A 25304-nucleotide genomic window follows, 5' to 3' on the forward strand; every position below is an offset into this window, starting at 1 on the left:
GAGAAGGCAGTGTGCGAAAAACAGACCTACAGTTCCAATGTGCAGTCGCCCGCAGCAGCGGAAATGCACGTTTGCACACGATCGCCCTCGCTGTGCTCCTTGCCGGAACGGAGGTCGATGACGTGCCCTGCGGTCAACGGGACCACACACGTCTGGCAGATACCCATCCGGCAGCCGAACGGCATCTGAACTCCGAGACTCTCGCCGGCTTCGAGAAGGCTCGTAGCCCCGTCGACAGCAATGTTCCGGTCGGATTTGGAGAACGTAACGGTGCCGCCGGCACCGGAAGTGTCGGCTCGGGAGATCTCGAACCTCTCGAGGTGAAGCCTGTCCTCGATGCCCTCGCGCTTCCAGGTCTTCTCGATCTCTTCGAGGAGGGCCGCGGGGCCACAGGCCCAGGTGTCGCGCGTCCGCCAATCGGGGTACAGCTCGTCCAGCGAGGCCAGCGCGAACTTGCCGTCGGATCGCGTCAGCTGCACATGAGAGGTGAAGTCGGTATGAGATTTCTCCAACGCGGAGAGCTCGGCGGCGAACATGACCTCGTCCTCGGTGGGAGCCGAATGGATGTGCACCGTGTCGGGCATGTCCCCGTGTCGATCCAGTGCGCGCAGCATCGAGATGATCGGAGTGATACCACTGCCCGCAGTGACGAACAGGATCTTGTTCGGCGGCGGAACCGGCAGCGCGAAATTCCCCTTCGGCGCGGCCAGCCGAACGATTGTTCCCTGCGGCACGCCGCCGACGAGGTGCGAGGACAGGAAGCCCTCGGGCATCGCCTTGACCGTGATGGAAATCAGTTTGTCTTCCCAGTTCGGCGGCGAGGTCAGCGAGTACGACCGCCAGTGCCACCGTCCGCCGAGGTGCAAACCGATTCCGATGTACTGACCCGGCTGGTAGTCGAAATTGAAGCCCCACCCAGGCCTGATCACCAGCGTCACCGCGGTCGCGGTCTCCTGCTCCACTCGCACGATGCGGCCTCGCAACTCACGCGCCGACCACAACGGGTTCGCCAGATGCAGGTAGTCGTCCGGCAACAAGGGAGTGGTGATACGGGTGAAAGCACCGCGCACCATGTTCAGTCTGGGACGCCTGGGTGCCGAGACGCCGGCCGCAGGAGCTTCCAGCCATTTCTTCAGATCCATCGGGTGTTCCATTCCCTCGATCGAGACTCCGAGCCGCATCCGGCCATCGAGGTTACGCTACCGTAGGTTCGGGGTCAGGGTCACCTTTGCCACGACGGTGCGGGGACGATCACAGCGTAATCACAGCAGTTCGAGGAGAAACGACAACTCCTGCGGGGCGTACCACGCCAACGTGTGATCCTCGGCGTCTCCGAGCACGAACTCCGCGTCGGCGTCACCCATGTCGGCAGCATCGACGGCCGCCGCAGCCTTCGCGACTGCCGATTCTGCCCCTTCGAGATCGACGTGCACCGACGCGACCTGATCCATCCGCAGGGGCTCTTTCAACCGGACGACGGCATCGTCGAGATCGGGTCGCAGGGTGGGGTCGTCCACATCGGCTGCGATCACCGCTCGTCGATACACCACCCCCTCGGCGACCGTGCCGGAGTCGGCTTCGTCGTCGACGGCCGCCGCGATCAAGCGCAGCGAGGCCCTGGCGGCCTCCCCCATCGCCACCTCGGCCAGCTCCTCGTCGTCGCCGGAGGAATATGCCTCACGCAGAGTCGGCGTCACCGCGAACGCCGTCCGCGAGACCGGGCTGAATTCACCGTCCGCCGACAACACTTTCAAGAACTCCAGCGTCGCCGGAACGTAGACACGCATTGCAGAAGACCTCACACTCTCGATTCGTTACTCGCGTCGACCAATTCTTCCAGCGACTCGTGCAGCAACGCCGTCACCACGTCCACGTCGGGCATGGCACCTCGATCGGCATTGAGCCCGAAGAACACGAAACCGTCGTACGACGTCAACCCGATACTCATCGCCTGGTTCTCGAACAACGGAGAGACCGGATACATCTCGAGCATGCGTGCGCCGCCGACGTAGAGGGGGAACTGCGGCCCGGGAGCGTTGGTCACGATGAGATTGAACACCCGCTGAGACAGTCGGCTCCCGGCCCGGGCACCCATGGCGTGCAGACTCGCAGGCGCGAATCCGGTGATGCGCATCAGTGTCTGCGCGGTGACGCCGCGACTCTGATTGGCGTGCGCCTCGGTGGCGTGTGCGATGTGCGAGAGCCGAACCACCGCATTCGACTCACCGACGGGCAGGTCGACGAGGAAGGACGAGATCTCGCTGCGATCGTCCTCGGCCGGCTCGGCAGGCCTGTCGCCCACATCGCCGAAACCGACGCGATCGGCGGAGACGTACACCGACATCGGCACCATGGCCCGGACCGTCGACGACGCGGTCACGGGTTCGCCGCGCGAAAGCAACCAGTTTCGCAGCGCGCCGGTGACGACCGCGAGCACCACGTCGTTGATCGAACAACCGAAGCGATTATGGATTTTGCGATAGTCCGACAGCTCGGTCTTGGCCACCGCGAATCTGCGGTTTCGCGAAATCGGAGCATTGAGCGGACTCGACGGAGCGCTCTGGGTCGCGGTGCGCAGCAAGGCCGCAACCTTGCCCGCAGCACGCACCGCGTCACCTGCGACACCGGCCATGCCGTTCACTGCGCCACGCAGAGCCTCGATACTCTCCCCCGGCCGCACGACCAACTCGGTCAGCGCGTCGATGACGAGAGCAGAATCCTTGGGCTCGCGAGCGGGCATCCACAGTTCCTCGGCAACCGGCGGCGGATTCTTGCTCGCGTCGAGGATCACCTGACCGATGTCGAGGGCGTGCTCGCCGTCGACGAGCGCCGAGTGGGACTTGGTGAAGATGGCAAAACGATTCTTCGACAGTCCCTCGACCAGGTACATCTCCCACAGAGGCCGAGTGCGGTCGAGGGGTCGCGACGTCAGCCGTGCGATCAGATCGTGCAACTGATCATCCGAACCCGGCTTCGGAAGCGCCGAGCGCCGGATGTGGTAGGTGATGTCGAAATCCGCGTCGTCGACCCATACCGGTCTGGCCAGCCCGAATGCGACTTCGCGCACTTTCTGGCGATACCGGGGAACCAGCGCCAAACGCTGTTCGACCAACGACAGCAGACGCTCGTAACTGAACCCGCTGCGCGGGGTTCGAAAGATCGCGAGCGAGCCGAGGTGCATAGGACTGCTACTGGCCTCGAGAAAATAGAACGACGCATCCTGCGCTGTCAGCCTGGTCGCCATCGCGTGTTCCAGTCTCCGTCCTTGCGTGGAGTTCGCACCCGTTCGAGTAGGCCGGGCGCGCGGTGTGGCTCGAACCTAGAGTACGTGGCGGACGAGCGCCGGTCGTGGGGTCGGTCGAGGACTCGTGTCGCCGGAATCGACCTGGTTCGTCGGGGAACCGAACACCGCCGGGGACCGTCAATGTCGGTGTGAGCGTCATGGAATCGAACGAACCGCCGGACACCCCGCGTATTTTCGGGACGAGCCCCCGACCACACGCCGAGCCGCACTGCTTCCTCTCGCGCGCCGCTCCCTTCGAGCCGCCGCTCTCGTCCACGACCGTGCACACGTGGGATCCGGTGGCGGCAACCGAGCCGAGGCCGGTGGTACATCGAACGTCGGTGCGCAGCAACCGCTCTCGACGACGCACCGAGCCGGTCGGTCGGCCGGTCGTTCCCGCCGACGCGCGGTCGTCGGCTGACCGCGCGATGCGCATGCTGATCGAAGTGATCGACCGCCGACGGAGCGCCGATCAACTCTCGGTGTTGTTCACCACACCGATGATCGACCTGGTACGAACCATCGTGCGCAACCCACCGCCGGGGCGACGGCTCGGATTCGCCGCCGTGCACCGAGTCCACGTCGTGTATCAGTCCGATGTCTCGGCAGAGATATTCGGCTCGTACACCCGCGGCCCGCGAATGTTCGCCTTCGCCGGCCGGATCGAACTGGCAGTCGATCCACGCCGTCCCGGGTGGACGGTCACGTCGTTGCGAGTGGGATGAAAGTCGCCTCGCGGTGAGGCGACCGTGATCCCCTACCTCTTGCGCTTGGAGCGAGCAGTCTTCTTGGGGGCCTTGCTCTGCGCCCTCGCCGCTTCGCGACGCTCACGGCGGGTGCCATCGACGGTGGAATCACTGCCGCCGGCCGACGCACCCGATCGGCGGACATCGGTGCCGCCACCCTCGGCCGGACCGGAGAAGGTCAATCTCTGCTCTTCCTGCTCGTCGAGACCCTTCGCCCGCAGAGCCGAGGGCACTGCAGGAGCGGCAGGCGCAGGGGCAGTGGGTGTAGGAGCCGTCGGTGCGGGTGGCGCGGCGGGTGTCGGTGCCGGGCGGCCCGAGCCCACCGGAGACGCCAGTCCCGGAGCCACGGCGAGACCTGCCGAGGCCGCAGGTCCGGCCGGAGCCGGCGTCGCCTCGACCTGCAGGTTGAACAGGAAGCCGACCGACTCCTCCTTCAGACCGTCGAGCATGCCCTGGAACATGTCGTAGCCCTCGCGCTGGTACTCGACCAGCGGGTCGCGCTGCGCCATCGCACGCAGGCCGATGCCCTCTTTGAGGTAATCCATCTCGTAGAGGTGCTCACGCCACTTGCGGTCGAGCACGGACAGCAGCACTCGCCGCTCCAGTTCGCGCATCCCGTTCTCGCCGGCGATACCGTCGATCTCGGCTTCACGGTTGGCGTAAGCCGCCCGCGCGTCCTCGAGCAGCGCCTCACGTAGTTCGTCGCGGCTGAGGTCGCCCTTCTCGCCGTCCTCGTTCTCCCCGGCCAGAACCTTGTGGTCCACGCCTACCGGGTAGAGGGTCTTGAGCGCGGTCCACAGCTGCTCGAGATCCCAGTCCTCCACGTACCCCTCAGCGGTGGCACCGTCGACGTAAGCGGTGATCACGTCGGTGATCATCCCCTCGACCTGACCCTCCATGTCGGCACCCTCGAGGATGCGCCGCCGCTCCTCGTAGATGACGGTGCGCTGCTGGTTCATCACCTCGTCGTACTTGAGGACGTTCTTGCGGATCTCGAAGTTCTGCTGCTCGACCTGGGTCTGAGCACTCTTGATGGCCTTGGACACCATCTTGGCTTCGATCGGCACATCGTCGGGCAGGTTGAGCCGGGTCATGATCGACTCGAGTGCGCCGCCGTTGAATCGGCGCATCAATTCGTCGCCGAGCGAGAGGTAGAAACGCGATTCTCCCGGGTCACCCTGACGGCCCGAGCGGCCTCGGAGCTGGTTGTCGATACGACGCGAGTCGTGCCGCTCGGTACCGAGGACGTACAGGCCGCCGGCCTCGCGAACAGTGTCCGCGTCGGCCTTGACCTGCGCCTTGACCTCTTCCAGAGCAGGCTCCCACGCGGCCTCGTACTCCTCGGGGGTCTCGACCGGGTCCAAGCCCTGCTTCCGGAGCTTCAGGTCGGCGAGGATATCCGGGTTACCGCCGAGAACGACGTCGGTACCGCGGCCGGCCATGTTGGTCGCAACCGTTACCGCGCCCTGCCGACCGGCCTCGGCGATGATGGTCGCTTCCTGCTCGTGGAACTTCGCGTTCAACACGTTGTGGGCCACGCCCCGCTTGGTGAACTGCTTCGACAGGTACTCCGAGCGCTCGACGCTGGTGGTACCGATGAGGACCGGCTGGCCCTTCTCGTGCCGCTCGACCACATCGTCGACGACGGCGTCGAACTTGGCCTCTTCGGTCTTGTAGATCAGGTCTCCGTTGTCCACGCGGACCATCGGACGGTTCGTCGGAATCGGAATGACGCCCAAACCGTAGATCTGATGCAGCTCTGCGGCCTCGGTCTCGGCCGTACCGGTCATGCCCGAGAGCTTGTCGTACAGGCGGAAGTAGTTCTGCAGTGTGATCGTGGCCAGAGTCTGGTTCTCGGCCTTGATCTCCACCTTCTCCTTGGCCTCGATTGCCTGGTGCATACCTTCGTTGTAGCGGCGTCCCACCAGGATGCGACCGGTGAACTCGTCGACGATGATGACCTCGCCGTCGCGGACGATGTAGTCCTTGTCCTTGGTGTAGAGCTCTTTGGCCTTGATCGCGTTGTTCAGGTAGTTCACCAGCGGCGAGTTGGCGGCCTCGTACAGGTTGTCGATGCCGAGCTGATCCTCGACCAATTCGACGCCTGCTTCGTGCACACCGATCGTCCGCTTACGAATGTCGACCTCGTAGTGGGTGTCCACCTTCAACATCGGCGCGATACGGGCGAACTCTCCGTACCACTTGCTCGACGCGTCGGCCGGCCCCGAGATGATCAGCGGCGTTCGAGCTTCGTCGATGAGGATCGAGTCGACCTCGTCGACGACGGCGAAGTTGTGCCCACGCTGCACGAGGTCGTCGAGCGAGTGCGTCATGTTGTCACGCAGGTAGTCGAACCCGAATTCGTTGTTGGTGCCGTAGGTGATGTCGGCGGCGTACGCGGCGCGGCGTTCCACCGGCGTCATACCGGAGAGGATCACGTCGACCGAGAGACCGAGGAAGCGGTGGACGCGGCCCATCCATTCCGAGTCACGCTTGGCGAGATAATCGTTGACCGTCACCACGTGCACACCGTCGCCCGAGATGGCGTTGAGGTAAGCGGGAAGAACACAGGTCAGCGTCTTACCTTCACCGGTCTTCATCTCGGCGATGTTGCCGAAGTGCAGAGCGGCACCGCCCATGACCTGAACATCGAAGTGCTTCTGCGAGAGAACGCGCCACGACGCCTCACGAGCAACCGAGAAGGCCTCGGGCAACAGCTGGTCCAGGCTCTCCCCTGCGGAGTACCTCTCCCTGAACTCCGCGGTCTTGCCGCGCAGTTCGTCGTCGGAAAGGCTCTCGACGTCGGGAGACAGGGTCGAGACGTGGTCAGCGATGTTCTTGAGGCGCTTGACCATGCGACCTTCACCAACACGGAGCAGCTTGGAAAACGACAGCGACGGCACGGGCTTTCTCGTCCTCGATCCTCGGTTCACGGGTACTGACACGAACAACTGCATCACGAACAACACTGCGTTGCGAACAACACTGCATCACAGTACGAGCTCACGGGTCCATCACCACGGCATCTGCGCGGCGGGTGACCCGAACGCGTCCATGGTAGGCGGTGCGGCTGCGGGCGCGGCAAACCGAGTGTCGGTCGTAGGAGATCCCGGGTCGGCCATCCGGACAACACCGACACGGCATCGACACAGCACTGCAGGCCCGACGTGGGGATCATGTCCCCCGGCATCGAGCCTGCAGCGGTGAAGTGATTTCACGGACGGCGAACGAACCCTGCCGCCGCGAACGGGCGGGTCAGGTGAGTCTGATCAAGCCGTAATCGAAGGCGTGCCGTCGATACACGACCGACGGTCGGTCGGTGGCACTGTCGTGGAACAGGAAGAAATCGTGGCCGACGAGCTCCATTTCGTACAGTGCATCGTCGACGCTCATGGGAGCGGCCGAGTGGATCTTGGTACGCACGATGTGCCCGGGGCCGCTCTGATCGTCCTCGAAGGAATCGAGCTTCGTATCGGGGTCGAGTGCCAGCGTGTCGTCCTCGGCGAGTTCGGCGGTGGCCTCGGCAACGGAGACAGGCCGTTTCTCTCCGTAATGCACCTTACGACGGTCCTTGGTTCGCCTGAGTCTGCTCTCGAGTTTCGACGTCACCGCTTCGAGGGCGGCATAGAAACTGTCGGCGCACGCTTCGGCTCGAACAACCGGACCCTTGCCCTTCGCGGTGATCTCCACGCGTTGACATGCTTTGGCCTGACGGCGATTTCGTTCGTGCTGCAGTTCGACATCGAACAAGTAGATGGAGGGATCGAAGCGCTCGAGGCGAGCCAGTTTTTCGGAGACATATATCCGGAAATGGTCCGGTATCTCGACGTTGCGGCCCTTGACCACAACGTCCGCGTTGCTCTTGGCGGGTTCTTCCGAAGGCTTCTCGTCGAAGAAAACCGAGGCTTGTGAAGGGGTCGTCACGCGTACCTCCCGATATCGGCCACGCCCACTGTTGGACGTGGCAAGTGTGCATGCCGAATGGGGAACCTTCCGGCATCAGAGTCCGGGGCATCACCTCGCATCACTGTCTCTTCGGGTCGTTCCTGGGGGCTTCGCTCCTACCCGTCAGGTCCGTGTCCGCGACGTTAGTCGGTCATCGACTCGTGTGCCACCGTTCACCGGGAATTGGTTGTCGGCGTGTCTTCCTCGGGAGCTCTCAGGCACTGGCCACGACGAGTGCGCCGGCGATGGGTACTCCGAAATCGCTTAACACTCTTGCTGATTCGGCCAGTGTGGCACCCGTGGTCACCACGTCGTCGATCAACAGAACGGTGAACGCCGCCGCCTGCGACGCACCTCCGACGAATCGTGGGCGACGCACCCCGACTGCCTCGATCCGACCCGCCACGTTGTGCTGACGTTGTCCGGCCGACAACCCGACCGAATCTCTGGCTCCACCGGACATTCGCAGCAACTCGGGCACGAGAACTCGCTCCGGTGCCAATTCTTCGGCCGCGATCCGTGCGCATCGCAGGACAGGATCACCCCCGCGCGCCCGGGCCGCGCGGGCCCGAGAGGGGGCGCAGACCAGAATCAGCGAGCCGAGCTCCGGGGGATCGATCTCACCCGCCTCACGCAGATGTCCGACGGCCCTTGCCAACGCACGTCCGAGTGGCCGAGCCACCGACCGGCGACCCCGTTCCTTCACGGCGATGACGGCGCTGCGACGGGGTCCGCTGTACGTGCCGAGAGCCCAACACGGCACACCGGGATCGACACGCGGACGAACGGGGATGGGGGGAACGAACAGTGCCTCGCGACACGCGCGGCACCAGTTCTCCCCCGGCACTCCACAACCGGCGCACTCGAGCGGGAGAACCAGATCGAGGAGTGTTCGCATGAGCGTCGAGTCTGCCCGCACCCACCGACACGGGACTCCGCGACATCAGCCGGGCAGAATCGGCACCGCTTTCACGCCGGCCAGGCCGGTGACCTCGCGCCAGTACCGGTCGCCGACCGGATCGGCGTTGTTGAGCGCAAACACTGCACGCGCGTCGGCCACGTACTCCGTTTCCGGCGACGCATCGACCGCCAGCACCGGAGTGGTGAGGTTGCGCGAAGGAAGGGCGTCCATCCTGGATCCATCGACCGTCACCTGCACCACCGGTGTGTCCGTGGCGACTCTGGCGATCACGATGGTGTCTCCGGTGGACCAGTCCAAACTGGTGGCGTCACTGCCGAGTCCGATGGCCACCGCGCGGGGTGAGGTCAACGAGTACACACCCGAGGGATCACGCACCACCGTCGCCACGTACACGACGCCGTCGACGATGAGCGCTGCTCGTACGCCGTCGCGGGCCAATCGCAGTTCGGTGATTCGGGTGCCCAAGGTCGTGACGGCGGTGGCGTCGACGGGGATCACGGAGACCTGACCGGTGGAGGGATCACGAGCGGCACGGATGACATTGGTGCCGTCGATCACCGCCCAGGCCGCATTGTCGTCCGACCCCCAGGTGGGCCGCGTGATCGACTGCCCTTCGGCCACCGGGAACGCGCCACCGTCGTAGCTGCCCACCATGAGAGTGCTCGACGGGGCAGGCGCAGGCCGCCCGGTGTCCGCGACTCCTGCCACGAGGGTGCCGTCGTTGGACAGCGCCACCGAGCGAAGATTGCGGGCCTGTCCGAAGTACCCGGGGGCGGGTGTGGTCTCCGCCTCGTCGACCTTGAGCAATCCGCCGGACGCGAGCGCGTGCAGCCCGATGGTGGCGTCGGTGCCGCCGAGTGGATCGAAGGAGTCGACGCCCGCGGTCGTCCACCCGTCGGGCTTGGTCGTATCGATCGGTTGACCGTCGGCCAGCAGCACGTACGGGCCGGCCACCTCGGCCGACGCCAGGGTCCAGATCACTTGAGCGGCAAGGAGTTCGCGATCGCGGTCACCCTTGTTCTGTAGGCCGCCGAAGTCGATCTTGATGCCGCCGAGGCCCACCCCCACCTGAGAGGTCTGACCGTCGGCCTTGGTGATCGGGCCGCGGATGCTCACGTCGTCGGACAGTTCGTTGCTCACTGCCGCCGACAGCGCCGACTTGGGACCGTCGATGAGCAGCTGCACGAGTTGATTGGCCAGCTGGTCCTGCGATCCGCTCGTCCAGCGGACATCGGGCACGAGCACGCCGCCGAGAGGATCCACGAAGTAGAGCGATCGCTGCTGATAGGTGTTCAGAAATGCGGATCGATCGATGACGACACCGGGCGGAAGCTTGGAGATACGCCATTGACCGTCCACCCGCGTCATCTCGATCGCAACGTCGAAGGTGTCCGAACCTGCCTGATACTCCCCGCCCGAGGCCAGCATCCCGGCCGTCGTCGAACGAATCGTGAACTGCGCGGTATCGGCGGTACGGGGTCCGGACAGGGTGTCGATCCGGTCCGCGACGACGGTTCGCGCCCCGTCGTCCCAGGTTCCCGACGCCTCCTCGGTGAGAAATTGCCGAGCGGCCTGATGCCTGTTGGCGGAGACGGCGCTGGCCTCGAAGAAATCGTCCAGCAAGCGATCCGGTTCGCGTCCGGGCTCGGGGGCCGGGGCACTCGTCGGCACGGCACCGTCCGTCAGGGTTCCGATTGCCTGAGGGCTGGAGGACTCGGGCAGGCTGGCACACCCACCGACGAGCGCGATCGCCAGTGCGCAGATCGCCAGTACCCGACTACCGCGACGAGCCGATCGAATCACGTCACCGACTCCGAGGCCGACGACTTCTGCGCGGACGACTTCGGGGCGGTGATCGCCGGAATCGGCTGCCCCTGCGCGTACTTCTTGGTGCTCGGCTTGAGGGGCAGTGGAGATCCGATGACCTTGTGCCCGCGCACGAGTGGCAACGTGAGTCGAAAGCATGCGCCTTCCCCCACTGCACCCCACGCTTCGAGCTTACCGTCGTGCAGTCGGGCGTCCTCGACGCTGATCGCCAGCCCGAGCCCGGTGCCGCCGGAGCGGCGGACGCGAGAGGGATCCGAGCGCCAGAACCGATTGAACACCAGCTTCTCCTCGCCGGGTCGCAGACCGATTCCCTGGTCGCGCACCACGAATGCTGCCGCATCGGCATCCGAGCGCAGGCGCAGCAGCACCGGCTTGCCTTCGCCGTGATCGAGTGCGTTGGCCAGTAGGTTCCGCAGAATCCGCTCCACCCGCCTGGGGTCCACCTCGGCGACGACCGCGGTCTCGGGCATGTCGACGATCACTTCGGTGCCGGTCTCGCGCGCCAGGTGTCGAACGGTGGACACCGCTGCGCGCGCACACATCCGAAGATCGAGCTGTTCGGCAGCCAGTTCGGCCACACCCGCATCGTGTCGACTGATCTCGAGCAGGTCGCCGAGCAAAGTCTCGAAGCGATCCAGCTCGTTGACCAGCAGCTCCGACGATCTCTTGAGTGCGGGTTCGAGATCGTCACTGGCGTCGTGAATGAGGTCGGCAGCCATCCGCACCGTGGTGAGCGGGGTCCGCAGCTCGTGGCTCACGTCGGAGGTGAACCGACGCTGCAGGTTGCCGAATTCTTCGAGCTGGGTGATCTGCTTGGACAGACTCTCGGCCATCTCGTTGAACGACATCGCCAGCCTGGCCATGTCGTCCTCACCGCGAACCGGCATGCGCTCCTTGAGCCTGCCGTCGGCGAAACGTACTGCGATGCGCGACGCGGATCGAATGGGCAGCACCACCTGCCGTGCGACGAGCATCGCGATCGCGGCGAGGAGTACCAGCAGCACCACTGCCCCGATGAACAACGTGCCGCGTACCAACGACAGTGTCCGGTCCTCGCTGGCGAGCGGGAAGATGAGATACAGCTGCAGCGCCGAGATATCGGATCCGGTGGGCGATCCCATGATGAGTGCCGATCCGGAATACCCGCCGTCACTGTCGGTCACGGTCGCGTACTGCGAACTGATCAGGCCCTTCTTGACGAAGTCGCGCAAGCTGTTCGGGATCTGATCGACCGGCCCGACCGACGCCTCGGCCCGGGTGGCGTCACCCTCCACGATCAACACCGGGTCGAACGATCCCGCCGACCCTGTGGTCGACGCGGCGTCCAGGTCCTGGTTGGTCAGCGCTGCTCGCGCTCGTTCCAGGCGCGTCGCGAGTCCGCTCGAATCGTCGGCACCAGCGAGATTGCCCTCGACGGTGGTTCGCGATCTGTCGAGCTCCTCGGTAGCCGCCGACAACTTGGCTTCGAGTAGACGATCGGTGATCTGAGAGGTCAACACCACACCGAGGATGAGGATGACCACCAGTGACAGCGTCAACGTCGACACGACGACGCGGAGCTGCAAAGACCGTCGCCAGGCATGCCCGAGCGACGTACTCAGCGAGCGAAACCACCGCAGCAAAGGGGAAAATTTGCCGTTGATTCGTCGCCGAGAGTGGGAAAAACCGATCACGGCGGTCCGGCCTTGTACCCGACCCCCCTCACGGTCAACACCACCTCAGGGTTTTCCGGATCTTTCTCGACCTTGGCGCGCAGACGCTGAACGTGGACGTTGACCAGTCGGGTGTCGGCGGCATGACGGTAGCCCCACACCTGTTCGAGCAACACCTCGCGGGTGAACACCTGACGGGGCTTGCGGGCCAACGCCACCAACAGATCGAACTCGAGTGGTGTCAGCGACACCAGTTCGTCGCCGCGGCTGACCTTGTGTGCAGGCACGTCGATCACGATGTCTGCGATCGACAACAATTCGGCGGGTTCGTCCTCGGTCCTCCGCAGGCGCGCTCGCACACGTGCGACCAGTTCCTTGGGCTTGAAGGGCTTCATGATGTAGTCGTCCGCACCGGATTCGAGGCCCAGCACGACATCGACGGTGTCCGTCTTGGCCGTCAGCATCACGATCGGAACGCCGGAATCGGCCCGCAGTACGCGGCAGACGTCGATGCCGTTCATCCCGGGAAGCATCAGGTCCAGCAGCACCAGATCCGGCCGGTTCTCGCGCACGGCCGCCAACGCTTGGGTGCCGTCTCCGACCACGAAGGGCTCGAATCCCTCACCGCGCAGCACGATGGTGAGCATCTCCGCCAGAGCCGAATCGTCGTCCACAACCAGAATCCGAGGCTTCATGCTCCTATGGTGTCACTCTCGGCTCGCCTGATGGCTGATTGGACAACTCGGCGGCGAGTCGATCGGGATCTACGTCGGCAGTGACGACCTGCCACGGCGATACCCAGTTCGCCGCCGCGAGAGCGGCGTACACGGCCGAGGTTCGGCTCTGCAGCGAGCCGTCCCGTTCGTACGCATCCCGGGTTCGGGCGACGTCCGCACTCTCACGCGCCGCAGCCCGCTCGGCGGCGAGTGCCACCGGCACGTCGAGCAAGATCTGAATGTCCGGAATCGGAACTCCGAAGCGCTCGAATTCGAGCGCCCTGATCCATTCCACGGCCCCGCCGTCTGCGGTCTGTTCCAACCGAGCAGCGGTGTACGCGGCATTGGACGCCACGTACCGGTCGAGAAGAACTACATCGTTGTGCGAGAGCAGCTTTCGGACCTCGTCGACCGCATCCCGGCGATCGAGCGCGAACAGCAGAGCCATCGCGTGCACGCTGCCGGCGGTGTCGCCGTGTTCGCCGTGCAGTGCCTCCGCCGCGAGATCGGCGTGCACCGATCGGTCGTACCTCGGAAATCCGATGCGCGCAACGTCGAGTCCGTCGCGTTCCCATGCCGAAACGAGCCGACGGGCGAGCGTGTTCTTGCCCGCACCGTCGACTCCTTCGATGACGAAAAGCTGTCCCACCGTGGGTCAGTAGCGGTAGTGCTCGGGCTTGTACGGGCCCTCGACGTCGACGCCGATGTACTCGGCCTGCTCCTTGGTGAGCTTGGTGATCGAGCCGCCGAGTGCTTCGACGTGAATACGCGCGACCTTCTCGTCCAAGTGCTTGGGCAGGCGGTAGACCTCGTTGTCGTACTCGTCCGGCTTGGTCCACAGTTCGATCTGAGCAATGACCTGGTTGGAGAAACTGTTGCTCATGACGAACGACGGGTGACCGGTCGCGTTGCCGAGGTTCAGCAAGCGGCCCTCGGAGAGCACGATGATCGAGTGCCCGTCCTTGAACTGGTACTCGTCGACCTGCGGCTTGATGTTGATGCGGGTGACGTCTGCGGCCTTCTCCAGCCCGGCCATGTCGATCTCGTTGTCGAAGTGGCCGATGTTGCCCAGGATTGCCTGGTGCTTCATCTTGCGCATGTGCTCGAAGGTGATGATCGACAGGTTGCCCGTCGAGGTGATCACGATGTCGGCCTGCTCGATGAATTCCTCGACCGTGCGCACGTCGAAGCCGTCCATGAGCGCCTGCAGCGCGTTGATCGGGTCGGCCTCGGTGACGGTAACCCGTGCACCCTGGCCCTTGAGCGCCTCGGCGCAGCCCTTGCCCACATCGCCGTAGCCACAGACCAGCACGGCCTTGCCGCCGATGAGGACGTCGGTACCGCGGTTGATGCCGTCGATCAGCGAGTGGCGGGTGCCGTACTTGTTGTCGAACTTGCTCTTGGTCACCGAGTCGTTGACGTTGATGGCCGGGAACGTGAGTTCTCCGGCGGCCGCGAACTGGTAGAGCCGGAGCACTCCGGTGGTGGTCTCCTCGGTGACGCCCTGGACGGACGCGGCAACCTCGGTCCACTTGGACTTCGACGCCTCGAGCGAACGACGCAGGAGGCCGAGGAACACCTTGTACTCGTCCGAATCGTGATCGTCGTCGGTAGGCGGGACGACACCTGCCTTCTCGAACTGCGCGCCGCGCAGCACCAGCATCGTGGCGTCTCCACCGTCGTCGAGAATCATGTTGGCGGGCTGCTCGGGCCAGGTGAGCATCTGCTCCGCCGCCCACCAGTACTCCTCGAGGCTCTCGCCCTTCCACGCGAACACCGGGACGCCCTTGGGCTCCTCGACGGTGCCGTACGGGCCGACGACGACAGCCGCAGCTGCATGATCCTGGGTGGAGAAGATGTTGCACGACGCCCACCGGACCTCGGCTCCGAGCGCCACCAGGGTCTCGATCAGCACCGCGGTCTGCACGGTCATGTGCAGCGATCCCGAAACTCGCGCGCCCTTGAGCGGCTGTACGTCGGCGTATTCGCGACGCAGCGCGATCAGACCGGGCATCTCGTGCTCGGCGAGCCTGATCTCCTTGCGGCCGAATTCTGCGAGCGACAGGTCTGCGACCTTGAAGTCGATTCCACCGCGGTGATCCACGGTGAGTGCCGATCCTGACGTAACTGAGGTCGTCATCTTGCCTCTCCTGTTGACTGAGTGTCTGTCCACCAGGCTATCGGGTCCGTGCAGCGGAAGTACCGACTGCCCGGGGCACGAGTCCACACCGAGTGTCTGCACTATCCGTTTCGTCCGGCTCGCGCCAGAATCCGGGCGCGCTTGCGGGGAAGGATGTTGGCACGGGTGACATCGCCTTGGTAGTGCGCGAGTACCCGTGGGTCCATCACTCGACGCCACAGCGGCGGGATTGCGGCGAGTATCACCATCGACGCGTATCCGGCCGGCAGCTGCGGAGCTTCGTCGCAGGAGAGCAGGGTCTGATAGCGCTTGCCGGGATTGGCGTGGTGGTCACTGTGTCGTTGCAAGTGGTACAGAAATATGTTGGTGCAGATTCTGTCGCTGTTCCAGCTGTGGCGGGGTGAACACCGAACGTATTTGCCGCGGTCGTTCGTTTCGCGGAGCAAGGCGTAGTGCTCCACATAGTTCACCATCTCGAGCAACACGAATCCGACGACGGCCTGCAGCAGAAGATACGGCGCGATGGCGGGGCCGAACACGACCAGCAACGTGCCGAACAGCACTGCGCTCAGCAACCAGGTGTGCAGCAGCGCATTGGTCGGGCTCGCAACCGAGCGACCCTTGCGCCGTAGTCGCTGCGCCTCGAGCCTCCACGCAGAGACGAGTCCGAACACCGTGCTGCGCGGCACGAAGGTCCACACGCTCTCACCGAGCCGCGCGCTCGCGGGGTCGTCCGGGGTCGCTACCCGAACGTGATGACCGCGGTTGTGTTCGACGAAGAAGTGCCCGTAGAGCGTCTGGGACAGCGCGATCTTGGCCAGCCACCGCTCGTGTTGCTCGATGCGATGACCCAGCTCGTGAGCGGCGTTGATACCGGTGCCCGCCACCAGACCCACCGTCACGGCGAGCCCGATCTTGTCCACCACGGTCAGGTTTCCGTACGCCCACATCCAGCATGCGACGATCAGCCCGATGAACTGAATGGGTAGGAAAAGGTACGTACACCAGCGGTAGTAGCGATCGTTCTGCAGTTTCTCGCTCGCCGACTCGTCCGGGTTGTGCCCGTCTTCGCCGGCGATCAAGTCGATCACCGGAATGATCACGAAGAACACCAGAACACCGCTCCACCAGAAGATCTGCATGCCCGTCCAGTAGACCAACTGTGACGGCAGCAGCGCCGATGCCGGGGCCAGGAGCCCCAGCATCCACAAATAGCGTTTGTTGTCCTGCCAGCGAACCGAACGTCCGCCGGCCTTCGAATCCCGCCCCCCGAAAGCGACACCCGAATCCTTCGTGGAAGTGATTCGGCCGTTCGCATTCACTGTGTCAACACCCTCTCATCGAACTGTAGGAGTCCTCCAAGTCTGTTTTCGAGGGTATAACATTCTTCGGGTCCGATGTGACGACGACCGAATTCGGCCGGGCATCGTAGGACGAGCTACAAAAACGGCACCGGCTACTTCTCGGTCTTCACCTTCTCTGCTTCCCGCAGTCCCATCACCGAATGACGCCTGCTGTACAGCACGTAGATCACGACACCGGCGGCCATCCACACCAGGAAGCGCAGCCATGTCTCCACCGACAGGTTCAGCATCAACCACAGGCACGCGAGCACGGCGAGGATCGGCACCAACGGAACCCACGGCACCCGGAACCCGCGCTCGAGGTCCGGTCGAGTCTTGCGCAGAACCAGCACACCCGCCGACACGAGCACGAATGCGAACAGCGTTCCGATGTTCACCATCTCCTCGAGCGTGCCCAGCGGAACGAAGGCCGCGAGAAGTCCGACGATGACGCCGACCAGAATCGTCGTCCGAACCGGCGTGCCCTTCTTTCCGGTACGTGCCAATCCGCGCGGCACCAATCCATCGCGCGACATCGCGAAGAGCACTCGGGTCTGGCCCAGCATCAACACCATCACCACGGTCGTGAGACCGGCAAGTGCGCCGAACGAAATGATGTTCTTGGCCCAGGTCAGACCGTTGAGCTCGAACGCCGTTGCCAGCGTGGAACTGTCGCCCGCCAGATCGGTGTACTTCACCATTCCGGTCAGCACCAGGGTGACGGCCACGTAGAGCACGGTCACGATCGCGAGGGAACCGAGGATGCCGCGCGGCAGTGCCTTCTGCGGCTCCTTGGTCTCTTCCGCCGTCGTCGCGACCACGTCGAAGCCGATGAACGCGAAGAACACCAGCGACGCTGCGGCCAGCAGTCCGTACCAGCCGAAGGTGCTACCGCCGGCACCGGTGACGAACGAGAACAAGGACTGATGGAGACCCTCGCCTGTGGAGCCGGGCTGCGACGGAGGAATATACGGGTCGTAATTGGAGACCTTGATGTAGAAGGCACCGAGCACGACCACGAAGAGAACGACGATCACCTTGATCGCGGTGATCACGAGCGAGACCCGCGAGGACAACTTGGTGCCCGATGCGATGAGCACTGTCAGCACCACCACGATGAGCAGTGCGCCCCAGTCGAAGTTCAGCGAACCGATCTGGAGTACCGGCGCGGCCGTACCGAGCAGATCGCCCAAGTACAGCGACCACGCCTTGGCCACAACGGCGGCCGCGAGGCCGAACTCGAGGATCAGATCCCAGCCGATGATCCAGGCGATGAACTCACCGAACGCGGCGTAGGAGAACGTGTACGCGCTGCCGGCAACGGGAACCGTCGAGGCGAACTCCGCGTAACACAGTGCCGCCAGGCCGCAAGCGATCGCAGCGAGCACGAACGCCACCGAGACCGCCGGTCCCGCCACGTTTCCGGCGGTCCGCGCGGTCAGAGTGAAGATGCCCGCACCGACGGCAACGGCGACACCGAACACGGTGAGATCCCAGGAACCGAGTTCCTTTCGGAGTTTCGTATCCGGTTCGTCGGTGTCCTCGATCGACTGTTCGATCGATTTGGTCCGGAACCACCCCGTCGTGCGCGGGGTCTTGGCCGGCCGGTCTGCTCTGCTCATCTGGCCTCCGTAGCGCGTATTCGCCTCTGTCCACGGATCACACCCGTCGCAGAGTTCACTGTGACATCAGACTATTGCCTTCGGGCGCGCCGCTCGCGCACTTCCGCAGTTCGAAAAGACCTCCGCACAGGTGCGACAGGCCGCGAGGGATCTACTGGCGGCCGACGGAGGCCACGAACACCTCGGCCACGCCCGAATCGGCAGTCACGGTGACGGATCGATCCGCAGCCGGTATCCAGGCCGAGCTGCCCTGCGGCACCGTCAGCCCGGACTGGCTGCCGCCGGTACTCGCCACGACGGTTCCGTCGGTACACAGCAGTATTCGGGGACCGGATCCGGGTATTTCGACCGTCTCCCCCGGCGGCACCGCCGTCCGACTCAGCGCGAATTCCGGTGCAGGCGTGCGGTACAGGTAGGTGGGCCGATCGTCCTCGCCCGGAGTGATGGGAGAGATATCGGCCGGCTCGAAGTCCAGTACGCGCAGCAGTTCCGGGACGTCGACGTGCTTGGGAGTCAGTCCTCCGCGCAACACGTTGTCGGAGTTCGCCATGATTTCCACTCCGGTACCACGCAGGTATGCGTGCAAGTTTCCGGCGTCCAGGTACAGGCCTTGCCCGGGAGCCAAGGTCACCCTGTTGAGCAGCAGTGCTGCCAGCACACCGGCGTCGCCGGGATAGGACTCGCCGAGCTCGAGCAGAGTCCTGGCCTCGGCCGCGAATCGTCCGCCGTCAGTGCGCGCGGGACCGGAAAGATAATCGATGCATCCCTGGGCAACGGCCGGAAGAATATCGTCCAGCGACTGCCCGGGAAGCGTGATCCACGAGGTGAACACCGTACGCAGCCCGGACGCATCGGGCTGTGCGGCAAGCAATGTGCGGTACCCACCGAGCGCGGCGACGGCCAATGCGTCGAGCAGCTCCACGGTCTCCGTAGGGCTCCGGAAGCCGGCCAGCGCCTCGAATTCGGTGAGCGCCACGATCAGTTCCGGCTTGTGATTCGGATCCCGATAGTTGCGCACCGGAGAATCGATGGGGACACCGGCCGCATTCTCGCGTGCGAAACCTTCATGTGCCTGCGCACTGCTGGGGTGGGCCTGCAACGACAAAGGCTCTTCTGCGGCAAGCAGTTTCAGCAGGTACGGCAGTCGGGACTCGTACTGCTGCGCCGAGCCTCCCAGCTGCGTTGCCGGATCCCCGTCGATCAATGTGAGCAGTGGGGTGCTGCCGCCCTCGTGCACCACGTGTGCCGAATCGGCTGGGTGAGCACCGAGCCAGATCTCGGCCTCGGGATGATCGGACGGAACCGGGCGACCCTGAATACGGGCCAGAGCGGTTCGCGACCCCCATGCGTAGGACCGAACCGCACCACGCAAGAGCTGCACTAGCTACCGCCCATCAACAACAGGTACGCGGCGGTCGTGTCCAACCGCGTCGCCAACACGGACATGGTGTCGAGCACCGAAAGTGTAGCCGGACCGGGAGACGCGACGGTGATGTCGAGCTCGGATCCCGGCCTCGCGCCGCCGAACAGCGCATCGCTCGACTCGGCGAGCAACAATTCCGACTCGGTCACACCGGCCAGTCGTCGTTCGGTCATGGCGCGATCGACGTCGGATGCGACCACGACGACGCGCATCGGCAGTGCGGGTGGTGGGCCGTCGAGCTGCTCGTCGTGAAAGAACGAATCGAATGTCTGTGCCGTGCCGGCAGATTCGGCAGTCCTCGCCCGGACGGACGCCGCGATGACATCGCCCAGTTCTCCGGCACCGACGAGCACACCCGCCACACGCAGTAGCACCTCACTGCCGTGCCGAGCCACCTCGACGGCCGCGGCGCTGCTGCCGGACAGCACCACCCGCCGACCGTTCATTCCGCTCGCGAGAGCCTTGGCCGGGTTGTGGAACACCTCGTTGGACGGGCTGTTTCGGACCGCCTCGGCGTCGAGCAGGTCGGCCAGACGAGACAGATTGGGCAGCAACGTCTTCCACGATCCACCGGCAACCGCACCGAGAACGGCGACGAATGCGGCGAGATAGCGCATCAGGGCGTTGTGGTCACGGACCGCGATTCGCGGCGGCAACCACATGACTCTGGCTCCTCGGACGGCACGCAGCGGGCCTTCCTCGGGTGCCACCACCACCACTTCCGCGCCGCGACGTGCGGCGGCATCGACAGACTCGGCAAGGCGCGGATCGCCTGCGTCGTCGCCCGCAACCACCACCACATCGAGCGGGCCGATCCACGGCGGAGTTCCGGTACTGCGAACCAGCGGAACACCGAGTCGGTCACCGAGCGCTGCGACGAGAAGTGACGCGGCACGACTGCTGCGCCCGTCACCGGTCACGATGACCACACTTCTGGGACGCAGATCGGCCAACCGTGCCAGCACCGCTTCGTCCACCGCCGTCGCGACAGCGCGAACCTGCGCGCCCGCCAGCGCAGCACTGCGCAACGCACCCTCGCGATCGGCCGCGATGAGAGCATCGGCATCGTCGAGATCGACCAGAGACGACACTGCGGTCATGGCTGCGACACCTCCCTTCGTCACCGACCGGAAACGAACGCTTACCCACTCATGAACCCTCGGTAACCACTATTCCAGTCCGGCGCGAACGATGCCCAATATCTCGGTCGACAATGCATCGACATCCGCAGCGGTGCGCGCTTCCACGTTCAGTCGGAGCAGCGGTTCGGTGTTCGAGGCCCTCAGGTTGAACCAGGAACCGTCGGCGAGATCGACTGTCACACCGTCGAGTCGGTCGATGCCCGAGGTTCGATCGGCGAACGCCGCGAGCACGGCCTCGGTACGAGCTGCCGCGTCGTCGACAGTCGAGTTGATCTCGCCCGATGCGCTGTAGGTCTCGTAGGCGGCCATCATCTCCGACAGCGGTCGGTCTTGTGCACCGAACGCGGCGAGGACATGCAGCGCGGCGAGCATGCCGGAGTCGGCACCCCAGAAGTCGCGGAAGTAGTAGTGCGCAGAGTGCTCTCCACCGAAGATCGCTCCGGTGTCGGCCATCTGCTGCTTGATGAAGGAGTGACCCACGCGGGTTCGTACCGGCGTGCCCCCGAGCTCGGTGACCAACTCCGGCACGGAACGGGACGTGATGAGGTTGTGGATGATGACCGCGCCCGGTTCCTTGGCCAGTTCGCGCTCGGCCACCAGGCAGGTGACGGCAGAGGGCGAAACCGGGTCGCCCTTTTCGTCGACGACGAAGCAGCGATCGGCGTCGCCGTCGAACGCGAGCCCGATAGCAGAGCCGGTCTCGACGACGAAGCGCTGCAGATCCACCAGATTCGCCGGATCGAGCGGATTGGCCTCGTGGTTGGGGAAGCTGCCGTCGAGCTCGAAGAACAGCGGCTCGATCGTCACCGGCAACGGTCCGAACACTGCAGGGACGGTGTGCCCGCCCATTCCGTTGCCTGCGTCCACGGCGATCTTCATGGAACCGATTCCCGACAGATCGACCAGGTCTCGCAAGAACTGCGCATACTCGTCGAGGACGTCGCGGGACGTCACCGTTCCGGCCGGGCCGTCGAACTCGGGTACCCCGTCCACCAGTTCGGCTTTGACGGTGGCCAGACCGGTGTCCTGTCCCACCGGCTTCGCGCCGGAGCGGCAGAGCTTGATTCCGTTGTACTTCGCCGGATTGTGACTGGCGGTGAACATGGCCCCCGGGCATTCGAGCAGGCCCGAGGCGAAGTACAGCTGATCGGTGGACGCCAGGCCGATATGCACCACGTCGAGTCCTTGAGCGGTGACACCGTCGGCAAAGGCACGAGACAGCGCAGGCGACGAATCACGCATGTCGTGGCCGATCACGACCGACCGCGCGGCCCCCGCCTCGTCGCGCACCAGACGCGCGAACGCGGCTCCGACGTCTCGCACGAACGCCTCGTCGATCTGCTCACCTACAACGCCACGGACGTCGTAGGCCTTGATGACGGCGTTGACGGACTCTGCGGTTCGGGCCACGAAGATTCTCCTGGTGATCGTTCTTGCAACGCCGCACATCGGCGTCGTCGAGCGTGTGTGACGGTGCGTCCGCACCAGTATCGGCAGAACGGCACAGACCGTTTCGGTCCTGCTCGAAAACCTTGCCAGACGGCAGTCGGACCGGCCAGTCGAACGTCGCCACACCACACCGGTGTGTGCGGCGACTCAGGACGTGGGGTCGGGAAGAACTCGAAGGTGACCACGCCTGCCGGTTCGGACGGCCGGGGCGGATCGGCGTTCACCGTCGGACGGACGGGACGCCGACCGATCGATCTCACGGTCCTCGGAGCGCACGCGATCGCCGCGGCCCGCCTCTCGAACCGCCTCGGCAAGTGCCGTCAGGTCGTCCTCGTCGGGCGTCGACGTCGAGTAACCACCCTCGTACCGGACGAGCTCCCAGCCCTTCGGCGCAGTGGTCGTGGACGCGTGAATCTCGCACAGATCCCACGAGTGAGGCTCGTCCACGGTGGCCAGCGGCCCGACGACCGCGGTGGAATCGGAGTAGACATATGTGAGCGTTGCAACAGCAGAACGGTTGCAACCAGGCCTGCAGCAGCCACGCAGTGATCTCACGAATGCAGACTATCCGGTAGGCGCAACCGACCGAACGACCGACACACCGGACGAGCGCGATAACCTCCCCCCATGCCTCGATTCTCCTCCGCGCGCAGGATCACCTCTCGGTCCGTGGCACGGCACGGCCGCGGCATCCGCGGACCGGTTCTGCCCGAGGACATCCCAGCCAGGCGCTCACGGGCAGAGAAGTTCGACCGTCTGGTGCTCGACGCGTTCGCGCGAATCGATCATCGATGGCACGACAAGCTCTCGAAGCTCGATATCGCCGTCGACGATGTGCCCAAGATCAGGGCGCTGGATCCGGAGTCCGTGACATGGCCACCCGAAGTTGTGGCAGAGGGTCCCGTGCCGTTGTCGCGATTGGTGCCGGCCGGGATCGACAAGCGCGGAGAGACGACACGCGCCAGAGTGGTGCTGTTCCGGCGACCGCTCGAGCGTCGCGCAAAGCACCCTGAAGATCTGGAAGATCTGTTGTTCGAGGTTCTGGTGGAACAAGTAGCGACATATCTGGGGGTCGACCCGGACGAAGTGGATCCGAACAGCGCCGCAGAGTGATCTGCCGCAGAGTGCTCGATCGAGCACAACCGAGCGTCGGTGGAACGCTCAGCCGATACCGCGCTTGAGTCGACGCCGCTCCCGCTCGGACAGCCCACCCCAGATACCGAAACGCTCGTCGTTGGCGAGTGCGTACTCGAGGCATTCGTCCTTGACCTCGCAGCCGAGACAGATGCGTTTCGCCTCGCGGGTCGAGCCACCCTTCTCCGGGAAGAAGGCCTCGGGATCGGTCTGAGCGCACAGTGCGCGCTCCTGCCACTGATCCTCGATCTCCTCGAACATCTCGTCGAAACCTGCGACGAGGCTGAGGAACGGCTTGGCCGGCGGAACCGACTCGGCAACGAATGGCATCAGGTCGGCGTCGGAGTCGGAGTCGACATCGTTGTCGATATCGGCGTCGGTCTCGATCTGCGTTTCGATCGTTCGAGCCACGTACGCAGAACCCGCGTCGGCCGCGACGCCCGAATCTGCCCCGTTGTCGGCCTCGGTCTGCGGCGCGTCGTCGACAGCGCTGAGATGTGCAGTGGGTCCGCCCCGCTGATCACGTGTCACGTGCTCGTCATACATCGCTTCCGCCTCCTCACCTGTGGTAGCGCAGATACTTTCGGTCTTCGTGTGCTCGAATACCTTGCCCCGCGCAGGTATTCGGTCCAACTGGCGTGTCCGAACGCATATGCGTTCGTCCAACTCTCGACCTCTACTCGACGTCCATGCAAGGACGAGCAGGAAGGGAACGAGTGTTCGAAACCAGGTTCGCTGCAATCGAACTCGTGCTGCGAACACTGAATGACATACCTGTGATTAGACACGCACAGGTGTGTCGCGGTCAAGCCGATCGCGCAAATCCAATACCATCACATGCCCGAAATCGGCTGTCTCCCCGAATCGGAGCCCGTCCCGTGCGTGTCGCGACGGTTATGGCACCTCCCCACGGTCCGCTCGTACGGGTGCAGCACCGGGTGGGCGCTCGCCCGGCACCGCCGCAACCCCACTAGGCTCGTGCGTTGTGAAAGTTACTGTTCTGGTCGGTGGCGTCGGTGGCGCGCGGTTCCTTCAGGGTCTCAAATCCTTGTTCGGCGACAACCCCGAGCACGAGATCACCGCGGTGGTCAACGTAGGCGACGACGTGTGGATGCACGGTCTTCGCATCTGCCCGGATCTCGATACGTGCATGTACACCCTCGGTGGTGGAATCGACACCGATCGTGGATGGGGCCGCATCGCCGAGACCTGGAACGCGCGGGACGAATTGGCGGCCTACGGTGCCGATCCCGACTGGTTCGGACTCGGCGACCGTGACATCGCCACACACCTGATCCGCAGTCGGATGTTGCGCACCGGATTTCCCCTGTCGGCCGTCACCGAAGCTCTCTGCAACCGGTGGCAACCGGGCGTCCGGCTGCTGCCCGTCACCGACGATCGGTCCGAGACCCACGTCGTCGTCACCGATCCGGACGATCCGAGCGGCGAGCAGCAACGCGCAATTCACTTCCAGGAGTGGTGGGTTCGTTACCGAGCGCAGATCCCGACCCACAGTTTCGCCAACATCGGTGCCGAACAGGCAAGCCCGGCACCGGGAGTGGTCGAAGCGATCACAGAAGCCGATGCCGTGATCCTGGCACCGTCCAATCCGGTGGTGAGCGTCGGCGCGATCCTTGCGGTACCGGGTATCCGAGGGGCCCTCAGAACCACGGCAGCCAAGGTGGTCGGCCTCTCCCCCGTCGTCGACGGTAAGCCGTTGCGCGGCATGGCCGACGAGTGCCTGTCCGTCATCGGTGTCGACACCACAGCACAGGCGGTTGGCCGTTACTACGGAAGCCGAAGCGGCACCGGCATTCTCGACGCATGGCTGGTGCACACCACCGACGCCGCGGTCGTCGACGGAGTGGACGTGCAGTCGGTCCCGTTGCTGATGACCGACCCCGAGACCACAGCGGTGATGGCGCGTACCGCGCTGCTCGCGGCTGGACTCGACCTGTGA

General features: G+C 64.6%; 21 protein-coding genes. 3 read left to right on the forward strand and 18 right to left on the reverse strand.

Going from position 1 to position 25304, the window contains the following annotated elements:
* Positions 1 to 26: 26 nt before the first annotated feature.
* The 3 genes from BH93_RS16770 to BH93_RS16780 all read right to left on the reverse strand — a co-directional run bounded on the left by BH93_RS16770 (position 27) and on the right by BH93_RS16780 (position 3244).
* Entirely contained in the window at positions 27 to 1142 is a 1116-nt protein-coding gene (locus BH93_RS16770) for a ferredoxin reductase (protein WP_037174473.1), read from the reverse strand.
* A 120-nt stretch (positions 1143 to 1262) separates the two neighbouring features.
* The gene (locus tag BH93_RS16775) at positions 1263 to 1787 is read right to left on the reverse strand and encodes a DUF6912 family protein (RefSeq protein WP_032376904.1); all 525 of its coding nucleotides are present in this window, start codon (positions 1785 to 1787) and stop codon (positions 1263 to 1265) included.
* 11 nt (positions 1788 to 1798) lie between these two features.
* On the reverse strand, positions 1799 to 3244 hold the full coding sequence (locus BH93_RS16780) for a WS/DGAT/MGAT family O-acyltransferase (RefSeq protein ID WP_032376903.1): 1446 nt from the start codon (positions 3242 to 3244) through the stop codon (positions 1799 to 1801).
* Between the two features lie 197 nt (positions 3245 to 3441).
* On the opposite strand from BH93_RS16780, the gene BH93_RS16785 reads away from it, so the two are divergent.
* Complete coding sequence (locus BH93_RS16785; protein ID WP_155290954.1) at positions 3442 to 4008, forward strand: Rv3235 family protein; 567 nt, start codon at positions 3442 to 3444, stop codon at positions 4006 to 4008.
* A gap of 32 nt (positions 4009 to 4040) precedes the next feature.
* On the opposite strand, the gene secA is transcribed toward BH93_RS16785, so the two are convergent.
* From secA to BH93_RS16855, 14 genes are all read right to left on the reverse strand, one after another.
* A complete protein-coding gene (secA, locus tag BH93_RS16790; RefSeq protein WP_037174475.1) occupies positions 4041 to 6932 on the reverse strand; it encodes a preprotein translocase subunit SecA in 2892 nt (963 codons plus the stop codon).
* A 352-nt stretch (positions 6933 to 7284) separates the two neighbouring features.
* On the reverse strand, positions 7285 to 7953 hold the full coding sequence (gene hpf, locus BH93_RS16795) for a ribosome hibernation-promoting factor, HPF/YfiA family (RefSeq protein ID WP_032376902.1): 669 nt from the start codon (positions 7951 to 7953) through the stop codon (positions 7285 to 7287).
* Between the two features lie 235 nt (positions 7954 to 8188).
* Entirely contained in the window at positions 8189 to 8872 is a 684-nt protein-coding gene (locus tag BH93_RS16800; protein WP_037174168.1) for a ComF family protein, read from the reverse strand.
* A 45-nt stretch (positions 8873 to 8917) separates the two neighbouring features.
* Positions 8918 to 10699, reverse strand: a complete 1782-nt coding sequence (gene lpqB / locus BH93_RS16805) for an MtrAB system accessory lipoprotein LpqB (protein WP_037174170.1) — start codon at positions 10697 to 10699, stop codon at positions 8918 to 8920.
* Positions 10696 to 12396 carry an MtrAB system histidine kinase MtrB gene (gene mtrB, locus BH93_RS16810; RefSeq protein WP_032376899.1) on the reverse strand — a complete coding sequence of 567 codons (1701 nt, stop codon included), beginning with the start codon at positions 12394 to 12396 and terminating at the stop codon, positions 10696 to 10698. Before mtrB ends, lpqB begins: the two co-directional genes overlap by 4 nt.
* A complete protein-coding gene (gene mtrA, locus BH93_RS16815) occupies positions 12393 to 13070 on the reverse strand; it encodes an MtrAB system response regulator MtrA (protein WP_027496508.1) in 678 nt (225 codons plus the stop codon). Before mtrA ends, mtrB begins: the two co-directional genes overlap by 4 nt.
* A 4-nt stretch (positions 13071 to 13074) precedes the next feature.
* Complete coding sequence (locus BH93_RS16820) at positions 13075 to 13740, reverse strand: dTMP kinase (protein WP_037174174.1); 666 nt, start codon at positions 13738 to 13740, stop codon at positions 13075 to 13077.
* A gap of 6 nt (positions 13741 to 13746) precedes the next feature.
* Positions 13747 to 15231, reverse strand: coding sequence for an adenosylhomocysteinase (gene ahcY / locus BH93_RS16825; protein WP_032378132.1), 1485 nt, complete (start codon positions 15229 to 15231; stop codon positions 13747 to 13749).
* Positions 15232 to 15332: 101 nt separating this feature from the next.
* Positions 15333 to 16436, reverse strand: a complete 1104-nt coding sequence (locus tag BH93_RS16830; RefSeq protein ID WP_230592470.1) for an alkane 1-monooxygenase — start codon at positions 16434 to 16436, stop codon at positions 15333 to 15335.
* A gap of 251 nt (positions 16437 to 16687) precedes the next feature.
* Positions 16688 to 18196 (reverse strand): amino acid permease, encoded by a 1509-nt coding sequence (locus BH93_RS16835; RefSeq protein ID WP_037174177.1) that lies wholly within the window; start codon positions 18194 to 18196, stop codon positions 16688 to 16690.
* 151 nt (positions 18197 to 18347) lie between these two features.
* A complete protein-coding gene (gene manA / locus BH93_RS16840) occupies positions 18348 to 19577 on the reverse strand; it encodes a mannose-6-phosphate isomerase, class I (protein ID WP_037174180.1) in 1230 nt (409 codons plus the stop codon).
* Positions 19577 to 20719, reverse strand: coding sequence for a hypothetical protein (locus BH93_RS16845; protein ID WP_037174477.1), 1143 nt, complete (start codon positions 20717 to 20719; stop codon positions 19577 to 19579). Before BH93_RS16845 ends, manA begins: the two co-directional genes overlap by 1 nt.
* Positions 20720 to 20788: 69 nt before the next feature.
* Entirely contained in the window at positions 20789 to 22171 is a 1383-nt protein-coding gene (locus tag BH93_RS16850) for a phosphomannomutase/phosphoglucomutase (protein WP_037174182.1), read from the reverse strand.
* Between the two features lie 186 nt (positions 22172 to 22357).
* Complete coding sequence (locus BH93_RS16855) at positions 22358 to 22765, reverse strand: DUF3499 domain-containing protein (RefSeq protein ID WP_170944848.1); 408 nt, start codon at positions 22763 to 22765, stop codon at positions 22358 to 22360.
* A gap of 72 nt (positions 22766 to 22837) precedes the next feature.
* Here BH93_RS16855 and BH93_RS16860 point away from each other — a divergent pair, with 72 nt between their 5' ends.
* Positions 22838 to 23323 carry a metallopeptidase family protein gene (locus BH93_RS16860; protein ID WP_037174184.1) on the forward strand — a complete coding sequence of 162 codons (486 nt, stop codon included), beginning with the start codon at positions 22838 to 22840 and terminating at the stop codon, positions 23321 to 23323.
* Positions 23324 to 23371: 48 nt separating this feature from the next.
* Here the strand turns inward: BH93_RS16860 and BH93_RS16865 are convergent, their stop codons facing one another.
* Complete coding sequence (locus BH93_RS16865) at positions 23372 to 23605, reverse strand: WhiB family transcriptional regulator (RefSeq protein WP_027496498.1); 234 nt, start codon at positions 23603 to 23605, stop codon at positions 23372 to 23374.
* A 724-nt stretch (positions 23606 to 24329) separates the two neighbouring features.
* On the opposite strand from BH93_RS16865, the gene cofD reads away from it, so the two are divergent.
* Positions 24330 to 25304, forward strand: a complete 975-nt coding sequence (gene cofD / locus BH93_RS16870) for a 2-phospho-L-lactate transferase (protein WP_032403066.1) — start codon at positions 24330 to 24332, stop codon at positions 25302 to 25304.

It is taken from the genome of Rhodococcoides fascians A25f, from assembly GCF_000760935.2.
GTDB lineage: Bacteria > Actinomycetota > Actinomycetes > Mycobacteriales > Mycobacteriaceae > Rhodococcoides.